Here is a 17,143-nt window from a genome sequence, read left to right as displayed (position 1 = left end):
GCCAGATATGGCACATAATTTTTATTTACGCCAGATATGGCGATATTAAAGAAACTTTCGCCGGATACGGCGGTTTTGTTACTTTTGTCAAAAGTAACGCAAAAGCACTTTCGACAGCCTGCGTCTATCAAAAGTACCTTTGCGCCCTACCGGGGGTACGCCTCCCTACGGTCGGTGTGCCGGGGGCTATTTCGCTCTGCGGGCGTTCGGCTGTTCCAGCCGCTTTAATTTCCGCTGTCAACGCATTTTGTCAACAGAAGTCAAAAAACTTTAACTGATTAATTTCTCTCATTCATTACTTTTTAAGTCTTTTTCAAAATCTCCGTTGACATTGTTGACAGTTTCCTGAAACCCTTGATTTTGCAGTATTTATACTGTCAACAGCATTTCTGTACTCTGTCTCTTTGTTGACATCAATCAAAGGGTATTTCCATTTGCTCCGGTATTTCAAGGAAGCCCTCCCTATCCGTTGACAAACTCTGTTGACATTCTTCAATCCGTACCCATGAACGCTGCCGCCCGTACTTTTCAAAACGGTGTGTTTTTCCGGAAGTCCAGCCATCCATGCCGTCCATAATCTCCCCAATTTCTCTGGACACCCATGTCGGAATATCTTCAAACGCTGCATGTTCCAGAGCTTCGCAGAATAACATTTTCGTACAGACATGCGTTCCCTCATATTTTTCAAGAAAAGCTTCTATCTGACCTGCTTTTGTATCCTCCGGCATGAAATCTTTCTGCAGTTCTTTCACGTACTTTTCCATTTCATCCGAGAGTTTAAGTTCCCAATTACCGCTCCGGTAAATCTCCATCGCCTCCGCCCACATCTGTCCAAAATAAGCTCTGGATTCCTTTTCATTTGCCAAAATATGTGTTGCTGCAGCTTCGGGATGAATCAGCACCGGGGCAAACCGTCTGTTTCCAGTCCTGTCCATCGGAAGAAATTTCAGATTGTTGGACGTACCACAGAAGATACATTGTCTCGGTCTGTCTTCCGGATGTGTTTCATAAGGAATTTTATAGGTTTCCTTTTGCCTGCTCAGGAACGATTTGATTTCCTCTATACTTTTTGCATTCGCCTGTGCAAGCATTTCTGCCATTTCAACAATCCAGTGCCCTTGTAATTTTCGATACACATTATCATCATCCAGCCGCCTTAAATCATCTGTAAACCATTCATCTTTTAGTGCCAAAAATCGAAAGAATGTTGATTTCCCGGCACCCTGTCCGCCAACCAGACATAGCATGATTTCAAATTTACAGCCCGGCTGCATAATTCTGCGGATTGCCGCAAGCATAACCAGTTTCAATACCTCATAAGTGTATTCGTTCATCTCTGCTCCCAGAAACCTGTTCAATGCAAATCGAATCCGTTCTTCTCCATCCCATTTCAGTTTTTCCAGATATGAGCGGATTGGATGATAACTGTTTTCATTTGCAATAATATCCAATGCTGTCCGGATATTCCGTTCACTGGTCAGCTCATAATTCTTTTCCAGATAATATTTCACATTATTTTCATCTGTATTTGTAAGATTGATTCCCCGTCTTTTCCACGGCATATTTCCAATAATATCTGTTTTACAGGTAAGCTCATTCCGACAGATTGATTTTTTGAGTATCGGATCATAACGCAGAACGAGCATACAATTAGAAATTGTCTGTTTTACTTTTCCTTTTTCCGTCCGAATCAGCTTTTCTTTAATCTCATCCACTGTCAGCATCTCTTCCTCCAGTGCTTCCGCAAAACTCCCTGTAAAGAGTCCGCTCGTATTCATTAAGTCTTTTCTCAAGATTAGACATCACCTCCCGTTTTTCCATAAAAAAATCCTTCAGTTCCTCTGCTTCCGCACTCCATAAAATATCAAGGTAATATTCAACTACTGCTTCTTTTTCAAGAGCTTCTGTAAACAGCGGATGCCATTTCTCATCTTCCGAATTTGGTGCGTATACGACTTTCCATGTACGCAGCCAGCTTCTATAATGAATCAGTAGCCGATACGTCTTATCCAACCATTGCCCGAATTTCTTTTCCAGACGAATGACTTTTTGCTCCTGTGTAAACTCCGGCTTTCTATATTCCTGTATCGTTTTACTTTCCTTTTTGTAAATCTGTATGGGTAATCCAAAATCGTCAATTAATTTCTTTGCCGCCTCAAACTGTGACAGACCAAACATTCTCGCTGTGAAATCGATAGCATCACCGCCTGCATTGCAGGCAAAACAATGATACGTCTTATCTACTTTCATGCTGGGATGTCGGTCATTATGAAACGGACAACAAGCCATTTTATTTCTGTTTATCTTGATTCCATACTGTTCTGCCGCCTGTCCGGCAGTCACATATCCCTTAACCTGTTCAAAAATATTCATTCGCACCTCCACCTACCCAGTTGAACAAAATCCCTGTTCAGGTTTTGGGGAATTGTTTTCCAAACTTATTCATGATATACTTTGTTTGCGACTATGGTATATCAGAATTTCTGATTATCAGGGAATTTGCTCAGGTCTTCTGATCTGGGCATTTTTCTTTTCTCATCCAACATATCTGCCAGCGCTTTCTGCTCTGTCGGATATAAATGTCCATAGGTGTTCAACGTAATCTTAATATCCTTATGCCCCAGACGTTCTTTCACCATCAACGGCTGTATGCCCTGAAAAATCAGGTATGCGGCGTGAGAATGTCTCAAATCATGAACCCGGATTTCTTTTACCCCGGCTTTTTCTGCATATCTTTTCATGCGCTTCTGTAAAGTCCGGGAAACAATCGGAAACAGTCTTGCATCGTCCGGGATACCGTAATGCATATCAATATACCTCTGCACTTTCTCTTTTAGAAAATTGGGAATATTGATTGTACGAACAGAATTTTCCGTCTTCGGAACTGTAATCACATCCTGTTTATCAATCCGATTGTAGGTTTTTGTGATATGGAGCAAATTATTTCTGAAATCAAAATCGCTTTTATTCAAGGCAAGAAGTTCTCCTTCTCTTATCCCCGTCCAGAAAAGAATTTCAAACATGATATAATCATCCGAACCTTCCTCCACTGTTCGGATAAAAGTTTCATATTCTTCCTGCGTCCAGAAATCCAGTTTTTCCGCATCCGGTTTTCCCATCTTCTTTACTTTTTTGCATGGATTGTTCGCCAGATTATAGATTTTAACTGCGTGTGTATAGAGAGCAGTAAGCTGATTCTGAATCATCCGCTCATAGGTTGGTTTATAACCTTTTGTACGAATTTCATTCTGCCATGCAATAATATCTGCCGGAGTAACTTCATTCATCTTTTTCTCACCAAAATAGGGAAGAATATGAGCGTTCATCATATCACGCTTATTTCTGACCGAATTTTGTTTCAGTTCGCCGGATTTATCCTGAAAATAAACTTCAATAAAACTGGCAAAGGTCATATCCATATCACCGGAGACACTGGCAATAAATTCCATTTCAAACTTCACCGCTTCCTTTTTTGTTCTGAAGCCTCGTTTCATTTTCTGTTTGCGCTGTCCCATCCAGTCTGTATAACGGAAAGAAGCATACCATGTCCCCTGTTTCCCATCTTTGTAAACTGACATTCTGTTCTCCCTCCTTAATCATATTGCATGTGTGAATAACCATAAAACTTTGTGTTCCAATACGGCCTCGGTATTTTACCCGGCACGACTGCATAACCTTCTTTTTCAAGCTCTGCATTCAGCTTTCTTAAGATGTCATACGCCTTGCTTCTCGAAACACCAAGGACATCCCGCACATCTTGTGCATTCATATAATACTTATTATTCATATTTGTTCTCCTTTGAATTAACATTTGTGAATTTGTTCTGTGTATTAATACTAATTCACATCAGGCAATTTGTCAAGCTGCTTTTGCGAATTTTATATTTCTCATTTTTTTGTTCCGAAATAAATTTAAAAATACATGAAAACTACTGTCTTTTCATTCATTCACTTTTGTGCTAAACTATATACACAAACAAGATTCGAGGTGAATGAAAATGGTAGGAAAGAAAATTCGTGCATATCGTGAATTCAGAGGATTAAATCAGATACAGCTTGCAGAACTGTCCGGCATAAACGTAGGTACTATCCGCAAATATGAGCTTGGGCTACGAAATCCAAAGCCAGAACAGCTTGAAAGAATTGCTTCAGCTCTTGGGCTTAATGTCAGCATTTTTCTTGATTTTAATATTGAAACTGTTGGAGACGTACTGTCACTTTTGTTCGCAATTGATGATTCCGTTGACCTTTCTTTATCCGAACCAAATCCGGAAGATAAATCATCCACTGCTATTGCATTTACTTTCAAAAATCACACTTTGCAGGATTTTATTAAAAAATGGTGTCAGTTTAAAAATGTTTATGAAAAAGAAAAAAAGGAAATTCTGGCTATCGAAGACGAAACAAAACGCCAGGAAGAATTGGACAAACTGGAAGCTGTCCATGAAGAATGGAAACTGCGTGCAATGGGAACCACAATTGGCTGCCACACCGTAGTAAAGAAAGGAACTGAGGGAATTACAGTCAAAATTACGGACTTAACATGATTTATTTTTTTGTATATACTCCCGCTGGTCGATATACAAAAAAAGAGTTGATTATTCGGAACAACTTCCCCTTAATCAACTCTTTTGACTTTATTATATTTTCGCCCTTATCGGAATTTACTCAAAAACCTCCTTCATTGCTGTTTGTCCCAATAAAATAGCAAACTCCTTCAAATCAATACTATGATTATCTTCTGAACGTCTATAATACAAATAATAAAATTTATCTCTTACACTTTTTTCTGCACGTAAGACATTTGTTACCTTCTCAAAATAACAAGGCTTTTTTAACATATCGAATTCTATTTTTATTTTTGCAAATGCTTCTTTTGCAAATCCACTTGTGAATTGGTTCGCTCTTATTATAACAAAATCAAAAGGAATCTTTTGACTATCTGCAAAACTCTTCAATACATTAAGCCATTGCAAACATTTTTTCTTTTTTTCTATCGCAGCATCATGTTTGCTTTTGTTTTTCGTATCACTTTCAGCTAATTTCAGATACTTCTGTAAATCATCTTTACAAGCCTGTAGTGCTTTTTCATTTATTTCTTGAGACTTATTGACAAAGTTCAAATACTTACATAATTCCTCTAATGATTTTTCAACTATTTCAAAAAGATTATCCGTAAACCCAACATTGAAAATCGCTTTATATTCTGACTCTGACTTCCATAATGGATGACGCCTATTCTTTCTCTCATAGTATTCGTCAATAGATTCGTTATCTAAATTTTTCATCAGAAAAATAATGTCTGCATCACATAGCAATGATACTTTATATTCATCACTTACCTTTACTCCAGTAGAGGTAAGTGCATCATATGAAAATATATTTGTATCACCATATTTTTCTTTAATTGCTTCTATTGCGCTTTGTAACAAATATGCTTCATACTGTACAACCGGATGATTTTGAATCCATTTTCTTTCCGCATCATGTGCATATACAACATTTTCTATGACACTTATAGCACCTTTAAGATATACGATTTCATATTTATCATCTAACTTCCTTATTCGTATACTTCTTAATAAGCGCTCATAGTCAATTGATACGGTTTCAAATCCTGTTATATAAGCATCTCTAATCAAATAATCTAACTTGTCTACATCTATCACAGATGAATTAAGTAGTGATATCATACAATTCAAAAAGGCATGTAACGCATCTGTCTTTTTTACATATTGATATCCCGTAATGCATCTAGCAAAAAAGCTTTTTTCCGCTTCACTCTGGAATAAATTATCAAATTGTTTTAATGAAACAATTACACTCATCAACTCATGGGGTGCTGCGTTATAATTTCTATTTTTAATTTCTTCTTGTAGATCACTATCATTACTTAATTCTATAATAGAATTATGCAATAAAGTTCTATCACCTTTTTCTAAGTAATATCCTTCTCCAGTATGTGAAAACGGTGCATGCCCCAAATCATGTAACAAGCAGGCTAGTCGAAAGATATATAAATACCTTTGAAAAGCCTCTATTTCTGAAAAACTATCCCTATCTTCATCAACTGTTTGGGTAACAATGCAACCCAAATGATACACTCCCAAAGAGTGAACAAAACGATTATGAACAGCAGATGAATATAATGGTGCATAACTAGTTTGAATAATATTTCTCAATCTCTGAAATCCCGCTGTGTCCACTATTTCAGAAATAATTTTCTGTTCTATGTCAATGTAACCATATATTGGATCTTTGAAACGTTTACAATTTAACAAGCTGAAACCCCCAGTGCACCAACAGATACTTTATCTATAAATGCCAACATAACATCCACAGAAAGATATCCTCTAAACTGCTCCCATAATTTTTCTACAGAAACGTCTTCTTTTAACCTAATACCCTCTTCAATTCCTCTTGTAAATAACTCAAAATACTCCGAATAGTCATGTAAAAACTCATTCGTTCTTTCTTTGGACAATATCAAAACAGCCTGCTCTGCTTTATCGTTCAAATACTTTACGACTAATGCCCCATACTCATCAAGTTCTTTAAACATAACTTCACGTTTTTCAGTATTTTCTACCAGTTCAATTAAAGCATTTGCCACCAAATCTTCAATTCCAATATATATGCACATATTCACCCTCCATTTATGTTAGTTTTTACATTTTACCACCAATACCGCAACAGAACAACCGTAAAATCAAAAGTTCACAATATTTTATAGAGTATACATCTTTAACGATTTATATGCCTATTCCTACTTACTATTATATTAAATTGTTATCAATCTGTTATCAAAGGCAGCGCACAGAAACATTTCTTCTGTAGCTACCTTTTCCACTGTTCGCAATTCTTTTTCTCGACTTTTCCACTTTTTCCCCGAGAGAAAAACCCGTAGAACCTAGGTTCTACGGGCATCTTACGCTTGGACACAATGGTATTCTGTGATACCAGTTTATATAATTTTATCTGTAGTCAGTGATTACTCGATGATTGTAGCAACACGTCCTGATCCTACAGTACGTCCACCTTCACGGATAGCGAAAGTAAGACCCTGGCTCATAGCGATTGGGTGGATCAGTTCGATTGTCATTTCGATGTTATCTCCAGGCATGCACATTTCTGTTCCTTCTGGAAGGTTGCAAACACCTGTTACGTCTGTTGTTCTGAAGTAGAACTGTGGACGATAGTTGTTGAAGAATGGTGTATGACGGCCACCTTCGTCTTTTGTCAGAACGTAAACCTGAGCTGTGAATTTTGTATGGCATGTAAGTGTTCCTGGTTTAGCAAGAACCTGTCCACGCTCGATTTCGTTTCTCTGAACACCACGAAGAAGAGCACCGATGTTATCACCAGCCTGAGCTTCGTCAAGAAGTTTACGGAACATTTCGATTCCTGTAACAACAACTTTACGTGTTTCTTCTTTGATACCAACGATTTCAACTTCTTCAGATACATGAAGAACACCAGCTTCTACTCTACCAGTAGCAACTGTTCCACGTCCTGTGATAGAGAATACATCCTCTACAGGCATAACGAACGGTTTGTCTGTGTCACGCTGTGGGTCCGGAATGTACTCATCAACTGCGTTCATGAGTTCCATGATCTTGTCTCCCCATGGGCCAGCCGGATCTTCAAGAGCTTTAAGAGCAGATCCCTGGATAACCGGAATGTCATCTCCTGGGAAGTCATACTCGGAAAGAAGTTCACGAATTTCCATCTCAACCAGTTCAAGAAGTTCGTCATCATCTACCATATCACATTTGTTCATGAATACAACGATGTACGGAACACCAACCTGACGAGCAAGAAGAACGTGCTCTTTTGTCTGAGCCATAACACCATCTGTAGCAGCAACTACGAGGATAGCACCATCCATCTGAGCTGCACCTGTGATCATGTTCTTAACGTAGTCAGCATGTCCTGGGCAGTCAACGTGTGCATAATGTCTATGCTCTGTCTGATACTCAACATGTGCTGTAGAAATTGTGATACCACGCTCTCTTTCTTCTGGAGCTTTATCGATATCTTCGAAGTTTTCAACTGTGTTTCCTGGAACTCTTTCAGCCAGAACTTTTGTGATAGCTGCTGTTAAAGTTGTTTTACCATGGTCAACGTGTCCGATGGTACCAATGTTACAATGCGGTTTTGTTCTCTCAAACTTAGCCTTTGCCATTTTAAAATGTCCTCCTTAAAAACTATGCTCTTTCTTTCAGAGCGTTTTTATCAGTTTTTGACTTGCTATCCTTGATTATATTGCAAATCAAGGATATTTGCAAGCTTTTTTATATCATCAGTCTTTCTTAGAAAGAATCTTTTCCTGAACGGACTTCGGAACCTGTTCGTATTTCTCGAAGAACATGGAGTAGTTACCACGTCCCTGAGTTCTGGAACGAAGGTCTGTTGCATATCCGAACATTTCAGAAAGCGGAACGAATCCACGGATCATCTTACCGCCGCCGATATCATCCATACCTTCGATACGACCACGACGGGAGTTGATATCACCGATAACATCACCCATGTAATCTTCCGGAGTAGTAACTTCGACTCTCATGATAGGCTCAAGAAGAATCGGAGCTGCTTTCTGCATAGCATCCTTGAATGCAAGGGAACCTGCAATGTGGAATGCCATTTCAGAGGAATCGACTTCATGATAAGAACCGTCGTATACGTTTGCATGAACGCCGACTACCGGGAATCCACCCAGAATACCAGCTTTCATAGCTTCTTCAATACCTTCACCAACTGCCGGGATGTATTCCTTCGGAATAGCACCACCAACAACTGTGGATTCGAACTTGTACAGTTCTTCTCCGTTGGCATCCATAGGCTCGAATTTAACTTTACAGTGACCATACTGTCCACGACCACCAGACTGTTTAGCATATTTGCTGTCAACGTCTACTGATTTAGTAATAGTCTCTTTGTATGCAACCTGAGGTGCACCAACGTTAGCCTCTACTTTGAATTCACGAAGCAGACGGTCAACGATGATTTCCAGATGCAGCTCACCCATACCAGCGATGATTGTCTGACCTGTTTCCTGATTTGTATGTGCACGGAATGTCGGGTCTTCTTCTGCCAGTTTTGCAAGAGCTTCACCAAGTTTACCCTGTCCAGCTTTTGTCTTAGGCTCGATTGCAAGCTCGATAACCGGTTCCGGGAATTCCATGGACTCAAGGATTACCGGATGCTGGTCATCACAGATTGTATCACCAGTTGTGGTGAATTTGAAACCGATTGCTGCAGCGATATCTCCTGAATATACTTTATCCAGTTCCATACGTTTATTAGCGTGCATCTGAAGGATACGGCCAACACGTTCTTTCTTGTCCTTAGTAGCGTTGAGTACATAAGAACCAGAATTCATAGTACCGGAGTATACACGGAAGTATGCCAGTTTACCAACAAATGGGTCTGTCATAATCTTGAATGCCAGAGCGGAGAACGGCTCTTCATCAGAAGAATGTCTCACGATCGGGTTGCCATCCAGGTCAACACCCTCGATTGGAGGAATGTCTGTTGGAGCAGGCATGTATTCAATGATTGCATCCAGAAGTTTCTGAACACCCTTGTTTCTGTATGCAGTACCGCAGCATACCGGTACAGCTGTACATTCACAAGTAGCTTTACGAAGAACTGCTTTTAATTTTTCATTAGACGGTTCTTCACCTTCCAGATATTCCATCATTAAATCGTCATCCAGTTCGCAGATTTTTTCTACGAGTTCTGTATGATAAAGTTCTGCTTCTTCCTGCATATCTTCCGGAATATCTGTGATAGAAATGTCTTCACCTTTCTCATCATTGTAGATATAAGCCTGCATTTCGAAAAGGTCGATGATACCTTTGAATTCATCTTCTTTTCCGATTGGAAGCTGTAAGCAGATAGCGTTTTTACCAAGACGAGTCTTGATCTGATCTACAGCATTGTAGAAGTTTGCACCGAGGATATCCATCTTGTTGATGAATGCCATACGCGGTACATTGTAAGTGTCAGCCTGACGCCATACGTTTTCTGACTGAGGTTCTACACCACCCTTTGCACAGAAGACGCCGACAGCGCCGTCAAGTACACGGAGTGAACGCTCAACCTCTACGGTGAAGTCTACGTGTCCTGGAGTATCAATGATGTTGATACGATGTTCCAGAGCACCTGGTTTCTTCTTGCAGTGATCCTGCAGAGTCCAGTGACATGTTGTAGCGGCGGAAGTAATTGTGATACCTCTCTCCTGCTCCTGCTCCATCCAGTCCATTGTTGCGGTACCTTCATGAGTATCACCGATTTTGTAGTTGACACCTGTATAATAAAGGATACGTTCTGTAAGAGTTGTCTTACCTGCATCGATATGAGCCATGATACCAATGTTTCTGGTACGCTCAAGCGGGTATTCTCTACCTTCTTTTCCAGCCAATTGGATTTTCCTCCTTGATTAGAAACGATAGTGAGCAAATGCTTTATTTGCTTCAGCCATCTTGTGCATATCTTCTTTCTTCTTAACAGATGCGCCTGTGTTGTTCATTGCATCCAGAAGCTCGTTTGCAAGTCTCTCCTCCATAGTCTTCTCGCCTCTTTTACGAGAATATGTGGTGAGCCAGCGAAGAGCCAGTGCCTGACGTCTGTCTGCTCTTACCTCGATCGGAACCTGATAAGTAGCACCACCGATACGTCTTGCTTTTACTTCGAGAAGTGGCATGATGTTGTTCATAGCCTCTTCAAAAACTTCGATAGCTGGTTTGCCAGCTTTTTCTTCGATTCTGGCGAATGCGCCGTATACAATCTTCTGAGCGACACCCTTCTTACCGTCTAACATGATGTTGTTGATAAGTTTGGTAACCACTTTGTTGTTGTACATCGGGTCTGCCAGAACGTCTCTTTTCTGAGTATGTCCTTTACGTGGCACGTTACTTCCCTCCTTAATCAAAATGATTAAATCATCGGTACTCACTATTAAAACTAAGGTGTTCGCACTGGTAAAGTCCTATATTTAACCCGCAACCGACAGGGTATATGGAATACCGTACAATATTTATAGTTATAAGTGAATCTTCGATTGATTACTTTTTTCTACTTTATTTTTTCTTAGGTCTCTTAGCACCATATTTGGAGCGGGCCTGTTTTCTGTTTGCTACACCTGCGGTATCCAGTGTACCTCTGATGATGTGGTATCTGGTACCAGGTAAGTCCTTAACACGACCACCACGGATAAGAACAACGCTATGCTCCTGAAGGTTGTGACCTTCTCCTGGGATATAGCTTGTTACTTCGATTCCGTTGGAAAGACGAACTCTGGCGATCTTTCTAAGAGCTGAGTTAGGTTTCTTAGGTGTTGCAGTTTTAACTGCTGTACAAACTCCACGTTTCTGTGGTGCAGACTGTTCAACAGCTTTCTTTCTTAAAGAGTTGAATGTTCTCTGCAGAGCCGGTGCTGTAGATTTCTTTACAGCTGTCTGACGTCCTTTTCTTACTAACTGGTTGAATGTTGGCATTCCATTTCACCTCCCGATAGATTTCTCCATGGTTTACCATGGGGTTGCGCGGTTGCTATTGTCAAATGAATAAATATTGCGCACAAAAAAACAGCGTTCCTATTGCACGCTTGCTCATTATATCCTGTAAAAATACGGCTGTCAAGCCATTTTACAGGATTTTTTCTTTATTTTACGATTTTATGATGATTGCTTTTTGTGCCCACTCTTATTATAATAATAAAAACAAATTTACACTTTATCATTTTACTTCTATATTATAAGAAAGGATTTTTATGAAAAGAAAATTCAGCCTGTCGGCAGTCCTTCTGTTTATCACCGTTCTTCTGCTCATAGCCGGCATATTTTTCATTGGTATCCAGACCAGAGGACAGCTTTTGGATACCCGAAAACAGTTCGAAACTTTCGTCTCTCAGATCAATAAAGAACAATATACGCTGACCGAAGCGCAGGCCTCGTTTGACACCGCCATCCAGAGCAAAAAAGATCTACTTAATTATTATGAAAAAAAATCCTCACCAAAGCAGCCTGCTGTTCAGGAGCATATGGATTCCGACGAATCATCTGCCGATGTTCCGACTTCTGTATTCAGTCAGGTAAATTGAAGAAAGGACCACTCTCATGAAAAAACAAAAACAAAACCGCCCTTCATTTCTCTATGCGGTCATTATTTTTCTTGCACTTGTCATTCTCGCACTCGGTGCACTGACACTCCATTCTCTGCGTGATCTGATTGATCTGCGTTCAAAAGTTTCCGGACTTCAGACAACTGTGCAGGAGCTTTCCGATGCCTCCGCCAACCTCGTGAAACAGGCACAGGAACTTGCCGGTCTGAATGACCAGCTCAGTAATGTAGCTTCTGACACTGATGCTACCGGTGCCTCCGACTACACAAATCAGGATTCACAGGAAGAAGGCATACTTTCACCATCTCACGCATCTTCTTTCACTGATTCCACGGATGAAAGTCTGGATAACCTGCTTTCTCAGCTTAAGCCATTGCTTCCGCAGGATAACGGCACATGGTCTGTATATGTGTGCAATCTTATGAAAAATACAGAAGGCACCATTGACGATCAGCAGATGCAGGCCGCAAGCCTGATCAAACTTTTCATCATGGGTGCCGTCTATGAAAATTTTGATTCACTTTGTGATACATACGGAGCTGACTCCATCAACAATTATCTGAATCCTATGATTACCGTAAGTGATAATGATGCCGCCAACACTCTTGTCAACATGCTCGGATACGGTGACGATTCCGCAGGTATGAATGCTGTAAACAACTTCTGTCAGTCTCATGGATATACCAGTACTTCCATGGGCAGACTCCTTCTTCAGGACAATACCTACGGTGATAACTATACTTCCGTCAGTGACTGCGGCCACTTTCTGAAAGAAATCTACCAGAGTAATGCAGGTACCACCGATACTACACTTTCTCATACGGATGCTATGTACTCTCTTCTCAAAATGCAGGAAAGACGAAATAAAATCCCTGCGAATCTTCCGGAAGGTGTAAAAGTTGCCAACAAAACCGGCGAGCTCGATGATGTTGAAAACGATGCCGGCATCATATACAGCACTGCAAAAGGCATTGATCTGGCCGTTTGCTTTATGTCACAGGATCTCACTGATTCTGGTGCAGCCCAGGCATCCATTGCACAAGATTCAAGGCTTATCTATGGCTATTACAACGAGTAAGTTATGAAATATCCTTCTTGTCTTCTTCATAGGACATCTCCCAGATATCTGCAAATACTGCCAGCGGACAGTCCGTGAGAAGACACATCAGAAGGAAACACTCATACGGATTTACAATGTAAATCTCACTCATACCACATTTGTGCAGAATTTCCTGAATTTCTTCCAGAAAATGATGATACCGGTTATAAGGATCATCATCCTGCATTTCCTGCGACACGATAAAAAATTCGAGAGTGATCAGGTCAAATCTTTCTACTGGAAATTTATGATTCAGAATACTGTTGATTCTCTGTCTGCTGAAACGTTTCTGGCTAAAGTGCTTTGCCAGAATTGAAGCCGACATTTTCTTTAAATTTCCCATCTTATTTACAGGAATTCCGCTGCAAATAACTTTTTCCACATCGGAATCCGTGATATCTGAAATATTCCACACTCTATTTCTGGACTTTTCCTCTTCATCCCCCTGATACATACGGGCAATAATTTCTTTTGACTTTGTGAGCAAGCGTACAAACTCCTGAAATGCCTGACTTTTTTCGGACATCGGATCATCTGTCCCTGCCTTCACATATGCAAGGTATGCCAGAAGTTTTTCTTCTGTGTCCAGACAAATTTTCCCGGAATACACCTGCGGCGCATCTGTATAGTTTGCATCCGGCTGAAGTTTCTCATATTTTTTCTTTAATTCTTCTGCCTTATGGTAACCAAACTGTTTATAATAACAATACCAGTAGATCACCTCATCCGGATTATGGAAATCAAAATCCTGTTCCCTCAGTACACGGGTCAGAAAATCCGATACATCTTCCACGCTCATCCGCAGTCCGAATCCAAGAAGAAAAACGGTCTCACGTTTAACAGAAGCCTGCGTCAGCCAGTTATTTGCAAGCGACGTAAGCTTCGTTGAAGTCGGATTCATAGATTTCGGCGTACATGTTTCATGGAAAGATTCCACTACAATATCCCGGTAGATATCCTGTGTCACCTCATTGTATGGTTCTTCCAGCCCTGCACGCTCATAAATGTATCGTTTCAGATGATCTCCAAAAGAGACCAGTTCCATTTCTTTATATAAATAATGAAAAATTACATCCGCATCTTCATCTTCAAATCCGTCGAGGCTGACTACCTGTCGGAATCTCTGCGCTGCCTTTCTCGTGAATTCAAAGTCCTTTACTGAGTCAAAAGCAACTGTCTGTTCAAAGTCAAGATCCTGCATTCGATTTTTCATGATATATCACCTTCATGTCTTTTTAACTGGTTCCACATACGTTTCCACCAGTTTTCTTTTTGATTCATTACCTCACATAAAATTACAGTAATATTGTCCCTGCCGCCTTTTTTCAGAGCACGTTCAACAAGCACCTGAACAGTTTCTTCTACCGGAATCTCCCTTGTAAAAATATCTGCGATCTCACCATCAGACAGCATATCCGTAATCCCATCCGAACAGATCAGATATCGGTCACCTTCTACAACAGGATAACTGGTCAAAGATGGCGCCAGTTTCAGATCTTCTTCCTGCATTCCCAGATACTGCGTAAGTGGAGCCTTACCCAGAAAATGTCTGCCTAATGTATGATCCTCGGAAATCTGTCCGAATTTCTCACAGTTGCTTCTGTATATCCTGCTGTCCCCAAGATTGCAGCCATAAATCATATCTTCGCCAAATGCAAGCATTGCTGCAGTTGTTCCCATGCTGTCGATTCTGTTTTCTGTCCCATAATCACATACTGCCTGATTCATTTTTTCACAGGCCTCAAGCAAAAACTGCTCTCCCTCTCTACCTATAAGGTCTTTTTGTTCTTTATAATGCATTCCACAGGATTCTGCTGCAAGAAATGCAGCCATTTCACCGCAGCTCTCACCGCCCATTCCGTCAAATACCGCCATTACCGGAAGTTCCGATTGTTTCCTGCAGCCGCTTTGAATATGGCTCATTCCCTGATTTTGCGCATTCAGAAATTCACCGCAGCACCAGAAATTATCTTCATTATTATTACGTATCTTTCCGATATGACACGTATATGCATATTTAATCTGATATGCCATATTCTACCCTTTCTTATGATTCAGTGTTATTTTCAGTTGAAAGATTCAGCTGATTCTTATATTCTTCTGCGAGATTCCAGTACTTTTCTCCACGACTCTTGTATTCATCATTGTCAGTTTCGTTATCATGACAGCGGTTCTTTTCATCGATCCAGCGTACTAATTTGCCATCATCATAATAATAACGGTCAACCTTCTGTTCTCCGTCTTTCAAAGTACTCAATGTATGACTATCCGCCCATATGTAAGCAAAAAACAACTCATCGTCCCAATAGTAATACTCCTGATAATACCCGTCCTTTGACATAGAAGGATAGATCAGAACCTTCATCAGCTGAACATTACCATCATCAAGTTGTTTCAGATAGCTGATCTTTCCCTGATCTTCTGAACCGATCCAGCTGTAATCATTCAGGTTATCACTGATTTCTGTAGCCTGAGCCTGAATCTTCTCCAGAGTCTCCTGAAGCTGTTTGTTCTCTGCAGTCTGAACTGTTTCTGTTACGGATTTTTTCAGTTGCTGCAGTTCTGCATTTGCCCTGAGCATCCAGATAAATACACCGATAATTACGCATACAGCTATAAACATGATCAGAACTGCGGCTACCAGTGGATCAAATTTTTTGCGTTTCTTTTTCGCTGGTTTCCTCTGTGGAACACTCTTTTTTAACTCTGAAACTGTTGCCTGTTTCTGTACCGGTTTTCGGACTGCCACAGTTTTTTCGAAGTTTTCTCCCGGCTGCTCTGTCGTCCCATCCATAATTTTGGCCGGTTGACTGGTCTGTTTATGTTTGTGCTGACTGTGTTTTGGCGAAATATCTTCACCGGCTTTTACACGTTCCAGTGCTTCCCGGAACTCTTCTGCTGTCCGATACCGTTCATCGCGGTCATAAGCACATGCTTTCAGGATCACTTCGCTCAAAACCTTATCTGCCTGCACCGGCATCGGCAATTCTTCTCCGGACATCCTTCGATTGAGCGCATTTTCTTTGTCATGGTATGTAATCAGCTGCTTTTGCAGACTGATAAAAGGCAGTCTATTATGATTGCAGAGTTTATATAAAACAATTCCCAGTGAATAGATATCTACCCTGGCATCGTATTCTTCGCCTTTATACATCTCCGGGGCCATATAGGAAAATGTGCCTTTTTTAGATAATCCGCTCATCGACCGGTCCAGTTCACGGGCAATTCCAAAATCTCCCAGTTTGAATTCGCCAAATCTCGATACAAAAATATTCTCCGGTTTGATATCGCGATGTATGATATTCTGGCACTGACAATACTCCAGTGCTTTACAAAGATCTATTCCAAGGCGGATCACATCCTCTTCTTTCAGTGGATTCTCCGCGCAATACTCCATAAAACTTGTAAGATATTCCATTCGGATAAAAATATCCCATCCGATGTCATCCAGATATTCCACTACTTTGTAGTCTTCAACGGAAACAACATAAGAATTTCCACGGAAGTATTCCATTGTACTGACTTCCTGAATGCACTCATCAACAAGTCCCTGGAAGTACTCCTTCACTGACTGTTCATTTGGACTTTCAGAGCGAACACTGCTCAGCTCGCCCTGATTTGAGGGGATTGTGATGACTTTTATTGCAGAATAAAATGTTGTTCCCTGCTCCGTCCGGCATGCCTTATAAACTTTACCAAAAGAACCTTCGCCGATTTTTTCAACAATTTTCCATTCCGGCCACACAGATACCGGCAGATGTTTGTCCATCATTCCCCTCCCTTCCTTCTTGAAATTTCTTTTCATTTATAATCTCTCATATGCTCCTAGTATAGCATGTCCACCTTTCTCTGTCTGTAATTTTCGATATTTTTCCAGATTTTTTCATACAATATTTATAAGAGCTTCATAAAGAATG

The 17,143-nt window shown here is 40.4% G+C and carries 16 protein-coding genes; 3 read left to right on the top strand and 13 right to left on the bottom strand.

Annotation, left to right across the window (positions count from 1 at the left end; all coding sequences use genetic code 11):
- Nucleotides 1–413: 413 nt before the first annotated feature.
- The 4 genes from DWW86_RS14365 to DWW86_RS14350 all read right to left on the bottom strand — a co-directional run bounded on the left by DWW86_RS14365 (nucleotide 414) and on the right by DWW86_RS14350 (nucleotide 3,787).
- Complete coding sequence (locus DWW86_RS14365; RefSeq protein WP_117943782.1) at nucleotides 414–1,724, bottom strand: virulence-associated E family protein; 1,311 nt, start codon at nucleotides 1,722–1,724, stop codon at nucleotides 414–416.
- Nucleotides 1,708–2,373, bottom strand: a complete 666-nt coding sequence (locus tag DWW86_RS14360) for a CHC2 zinc finger domain-containing protein (RefSeq protein WP_117943781.1) — start codon at nucleotides 2,371–2,373, stop codon at nucleotides 1,708–1,710. Before DWW86_RS14360 ends, DWW86_RS14365 begins: the two co-directional genes overlap by 17 nt.
- Nucleotides 2,374–2,474: 101 nt before the next feature.
- The gene (locus DWW86_RS14355) at nucleotides 2,475–3,578 is read right to left on the bottom strand and encodes a site-specific integrase (protein ID WP_117943780.1); all 1,104 of its coding nucleotides are present in this window, start codon (nucleotides 3,576–3,578) and stop codon (nucleotides 2,475–2,477) included.
- A gap of 14 nt (nucleotides 3,579–3,592) precedes the next feature.
- Nucleotides 3,593–3,787 carry a DNA-binding protein gene (locus DWW86_RS14350; protein WP_117943779.1) on the bottom strand — a complete coding sequence of 65 codons (195 nt, stop codon included), beginning with the start codon at nucleotides 3,785–3,787 and terminating at the stop codon, nucleotides 3,593–3,595.
- Between the two features lie 211 nt (nucleotides 3,788–3,998).
- Here DWW86_RS14350 and DWW86_RS14345 point away from each other — a divergent pair, with 211 nt between their 5' ends.
- The gene (locus DWW86_RS14345) at nucleotides 3,999–4,547 is read left to right on the top strand and encodes a helix-turn-helix domain-containing protein (RefSeq protein WP_117943778.1); all 549 of its coding nucleotides are present in this window, start codon (nucleotides 3,999–4,001) and stop codon (nucleotides 4,545–4,547) included.
- A gap of 117 nt (nucleotides 4,548–4,664) precedes the next feature.
- Here the strand turns inward: DWW86_RS14345 and DWW86_RS14340 are convergent, their stop codons facing one another.
- The 6 genes from DWW86_RS14340 to rpsL form a co-directional block, all read right to left on the bottom strand.
- Nucleotides 4,665–6,281 carry an HD domain-containing protein gene (locus DWW86_RS14340; protein WP_161283414.1) on the bottom strand — a complete coding sequence of 539 codons (1,617 nt, stop codon included), beginning with the start codon at nucleotides 6,279–6,281 and terminating at the stop codon, nucleotides 4,665–4,667.
- Nucleotides 6,275–6,643 (bottom strand): hypothetical protein, encoded by a 369-nt coding sequence (locus DWW86_RS14335; RefSeq protein ID WP_117943776.1) that lies wholly within the window; start codon nucleotides 6,641–6,643, stop codon nucleotides 6,275–6,277. The genes DWW86_RS14340 and DWW86_RS14335 overlap by 7 nt, the downstream gene beginning before the upstream one ends.
- Nucleotides 6,644–6,991: 348 nt before the next feature.
- Nucleotides 6,992–8,185: an elongation factor Tu gene (tuf, locus tag DWW86_RS14330; protein ID WP_005423313.1), complete on the bottom strand. Its 1,194-nt coding sequence runs from the start codon at nucleotides 8,183–8,185 to the stop codon at nucleotides 6,992–6,994.
- A gap of 117 nt (nucleotides 8,186–8,302) precedes the next feature.
- A complete protein-coding gene (gene fusA, locus DWW86_RS14325; protein WP_255367462.1) occupies nucleotides 8,303–10,426 on the bottom strand; it encodes an elongation factor G in 2,124 nt (707 codons plus the stop codon).
- 18 nt (nucleotides 10,427–10,444) lie between these two features.
- Nucleotides 10,445–10,915, bottom strand: a complete 471-nt coding sequence (gene rpsG / locus DWW86_RS14320) for a 30S ribosomal protein S7 (protein WP_044925146.1) — start codon at nucleotides 10,913–10,915, stop codon at nucleotides 10,445–10,447.
- Nucleotides 10,916–11,084: 169 nt separating this feature from the next.
- Nucleotides 11,085–11,501: a 30S ribosomal protein S12 gene (gene rpsL, locus DWW86_RS14315; protein WP_005423305.1), complete on the bottom strand. Its 417-nt coding sequence runs from the start codon at nucleotides 11,499–11,501 to the stop codon at nucleotides 11,085–11,087.
- 275 nt (nucleotides 11,502–11,776) lie between these two features.
- Here rpsL and DWW86_RS14310 point away from each other — a divergent pair, with 275 nt between their 5' ends.
- Nucleotides 11,777–12,106, top strand: a complete 330-nt coding sequence (locus DWW86_RS14310) for a hypothetical protein (RefSeq protein WP_072522258.1) — start codon at nucleotides 11,777–11,779, stop codon at nucleotides 12,104–12,106.
- A 16-nt stretch (nucleotides 12,107–12,122) separates the two neighbouring features.
- Nucleotides 12,123–13,205, top strand: coding sequence for a serine hydrolase (locus DWW86_RS14305; protein WP_117943775.1), 1,083 nt, complete (start codon nucleotides 12,123–12,125; stop codon nucleotides 13,203–13,205).
- A 1-nt stretch (nucleotide 13,206) separates the two neighbouring features.
- Here the strand turns inward: DWW86_RS14305 and DWW86_RS14300 are convergent, their stop codons facing one another.
- From DWW86_RS14300 to DWW86_RS14290, 3 genes are read right to left on the bottom strand one after another with little or no spacing between them, the layout of a single operon-like run.
- Complete coding sequence (locus DWW86_RS14300) at nucleotides 13,207–14,439, bottom strand: hypothetical protein (RefSeq protein ID WP_072522260.1); 1,233 nt, start codon at nucleotides 14,437–14,439, stop codon at nucleotides 13,207–13,209.
- Nucleotides 14,436–15,260 carry a PP2C family protein-serine/threonine phosphatase gene (locus tag DWW86_RS14295; RefSeq protein WP_117943774.1) on the bottom strand — a complete coding sequence of 275 codons (825 nt, stop codon included), beginning with the start codon at nucleotides 15,258–15,260 and terminating at the stop codon, nucleotides 14,436–14,438. The genes DWW86_RS14300 and DWW86_RS14295 overlap by 4 nt, the downstream gene beginning before the upstream one ends.
- 13 nt (nucleotides 15,261–15,273) lie before the next feature.
- Nucleotides 15,274–16,998, bottom strand: a complete 1,725-nt coding sequence (locus tag DWW86_RS14290; RefSeq protein WP_286187736.1) for a serine/threonine-protein kinase — start codon at nucleotides 16,996–16,998, stop codon at nucleotides 15,274–15,276.
- Nucleotides 16,999–17,143 lie beyond the last annotated feature (145 nt).

This window comes from Ruminococcus sp. AF17-22AC (genome assembly GCF_003460065.1).
Classification (GTDB): domain Bacteria; phylum Bacillota; class Clostridia; order Lachnospirales; family Lachnospiraceae; genus Blautia_A.
Note: the sequence above shows the minus strand (reverse complement) of the source record. Positions and strands in the feature narration are given on the sequence as shown.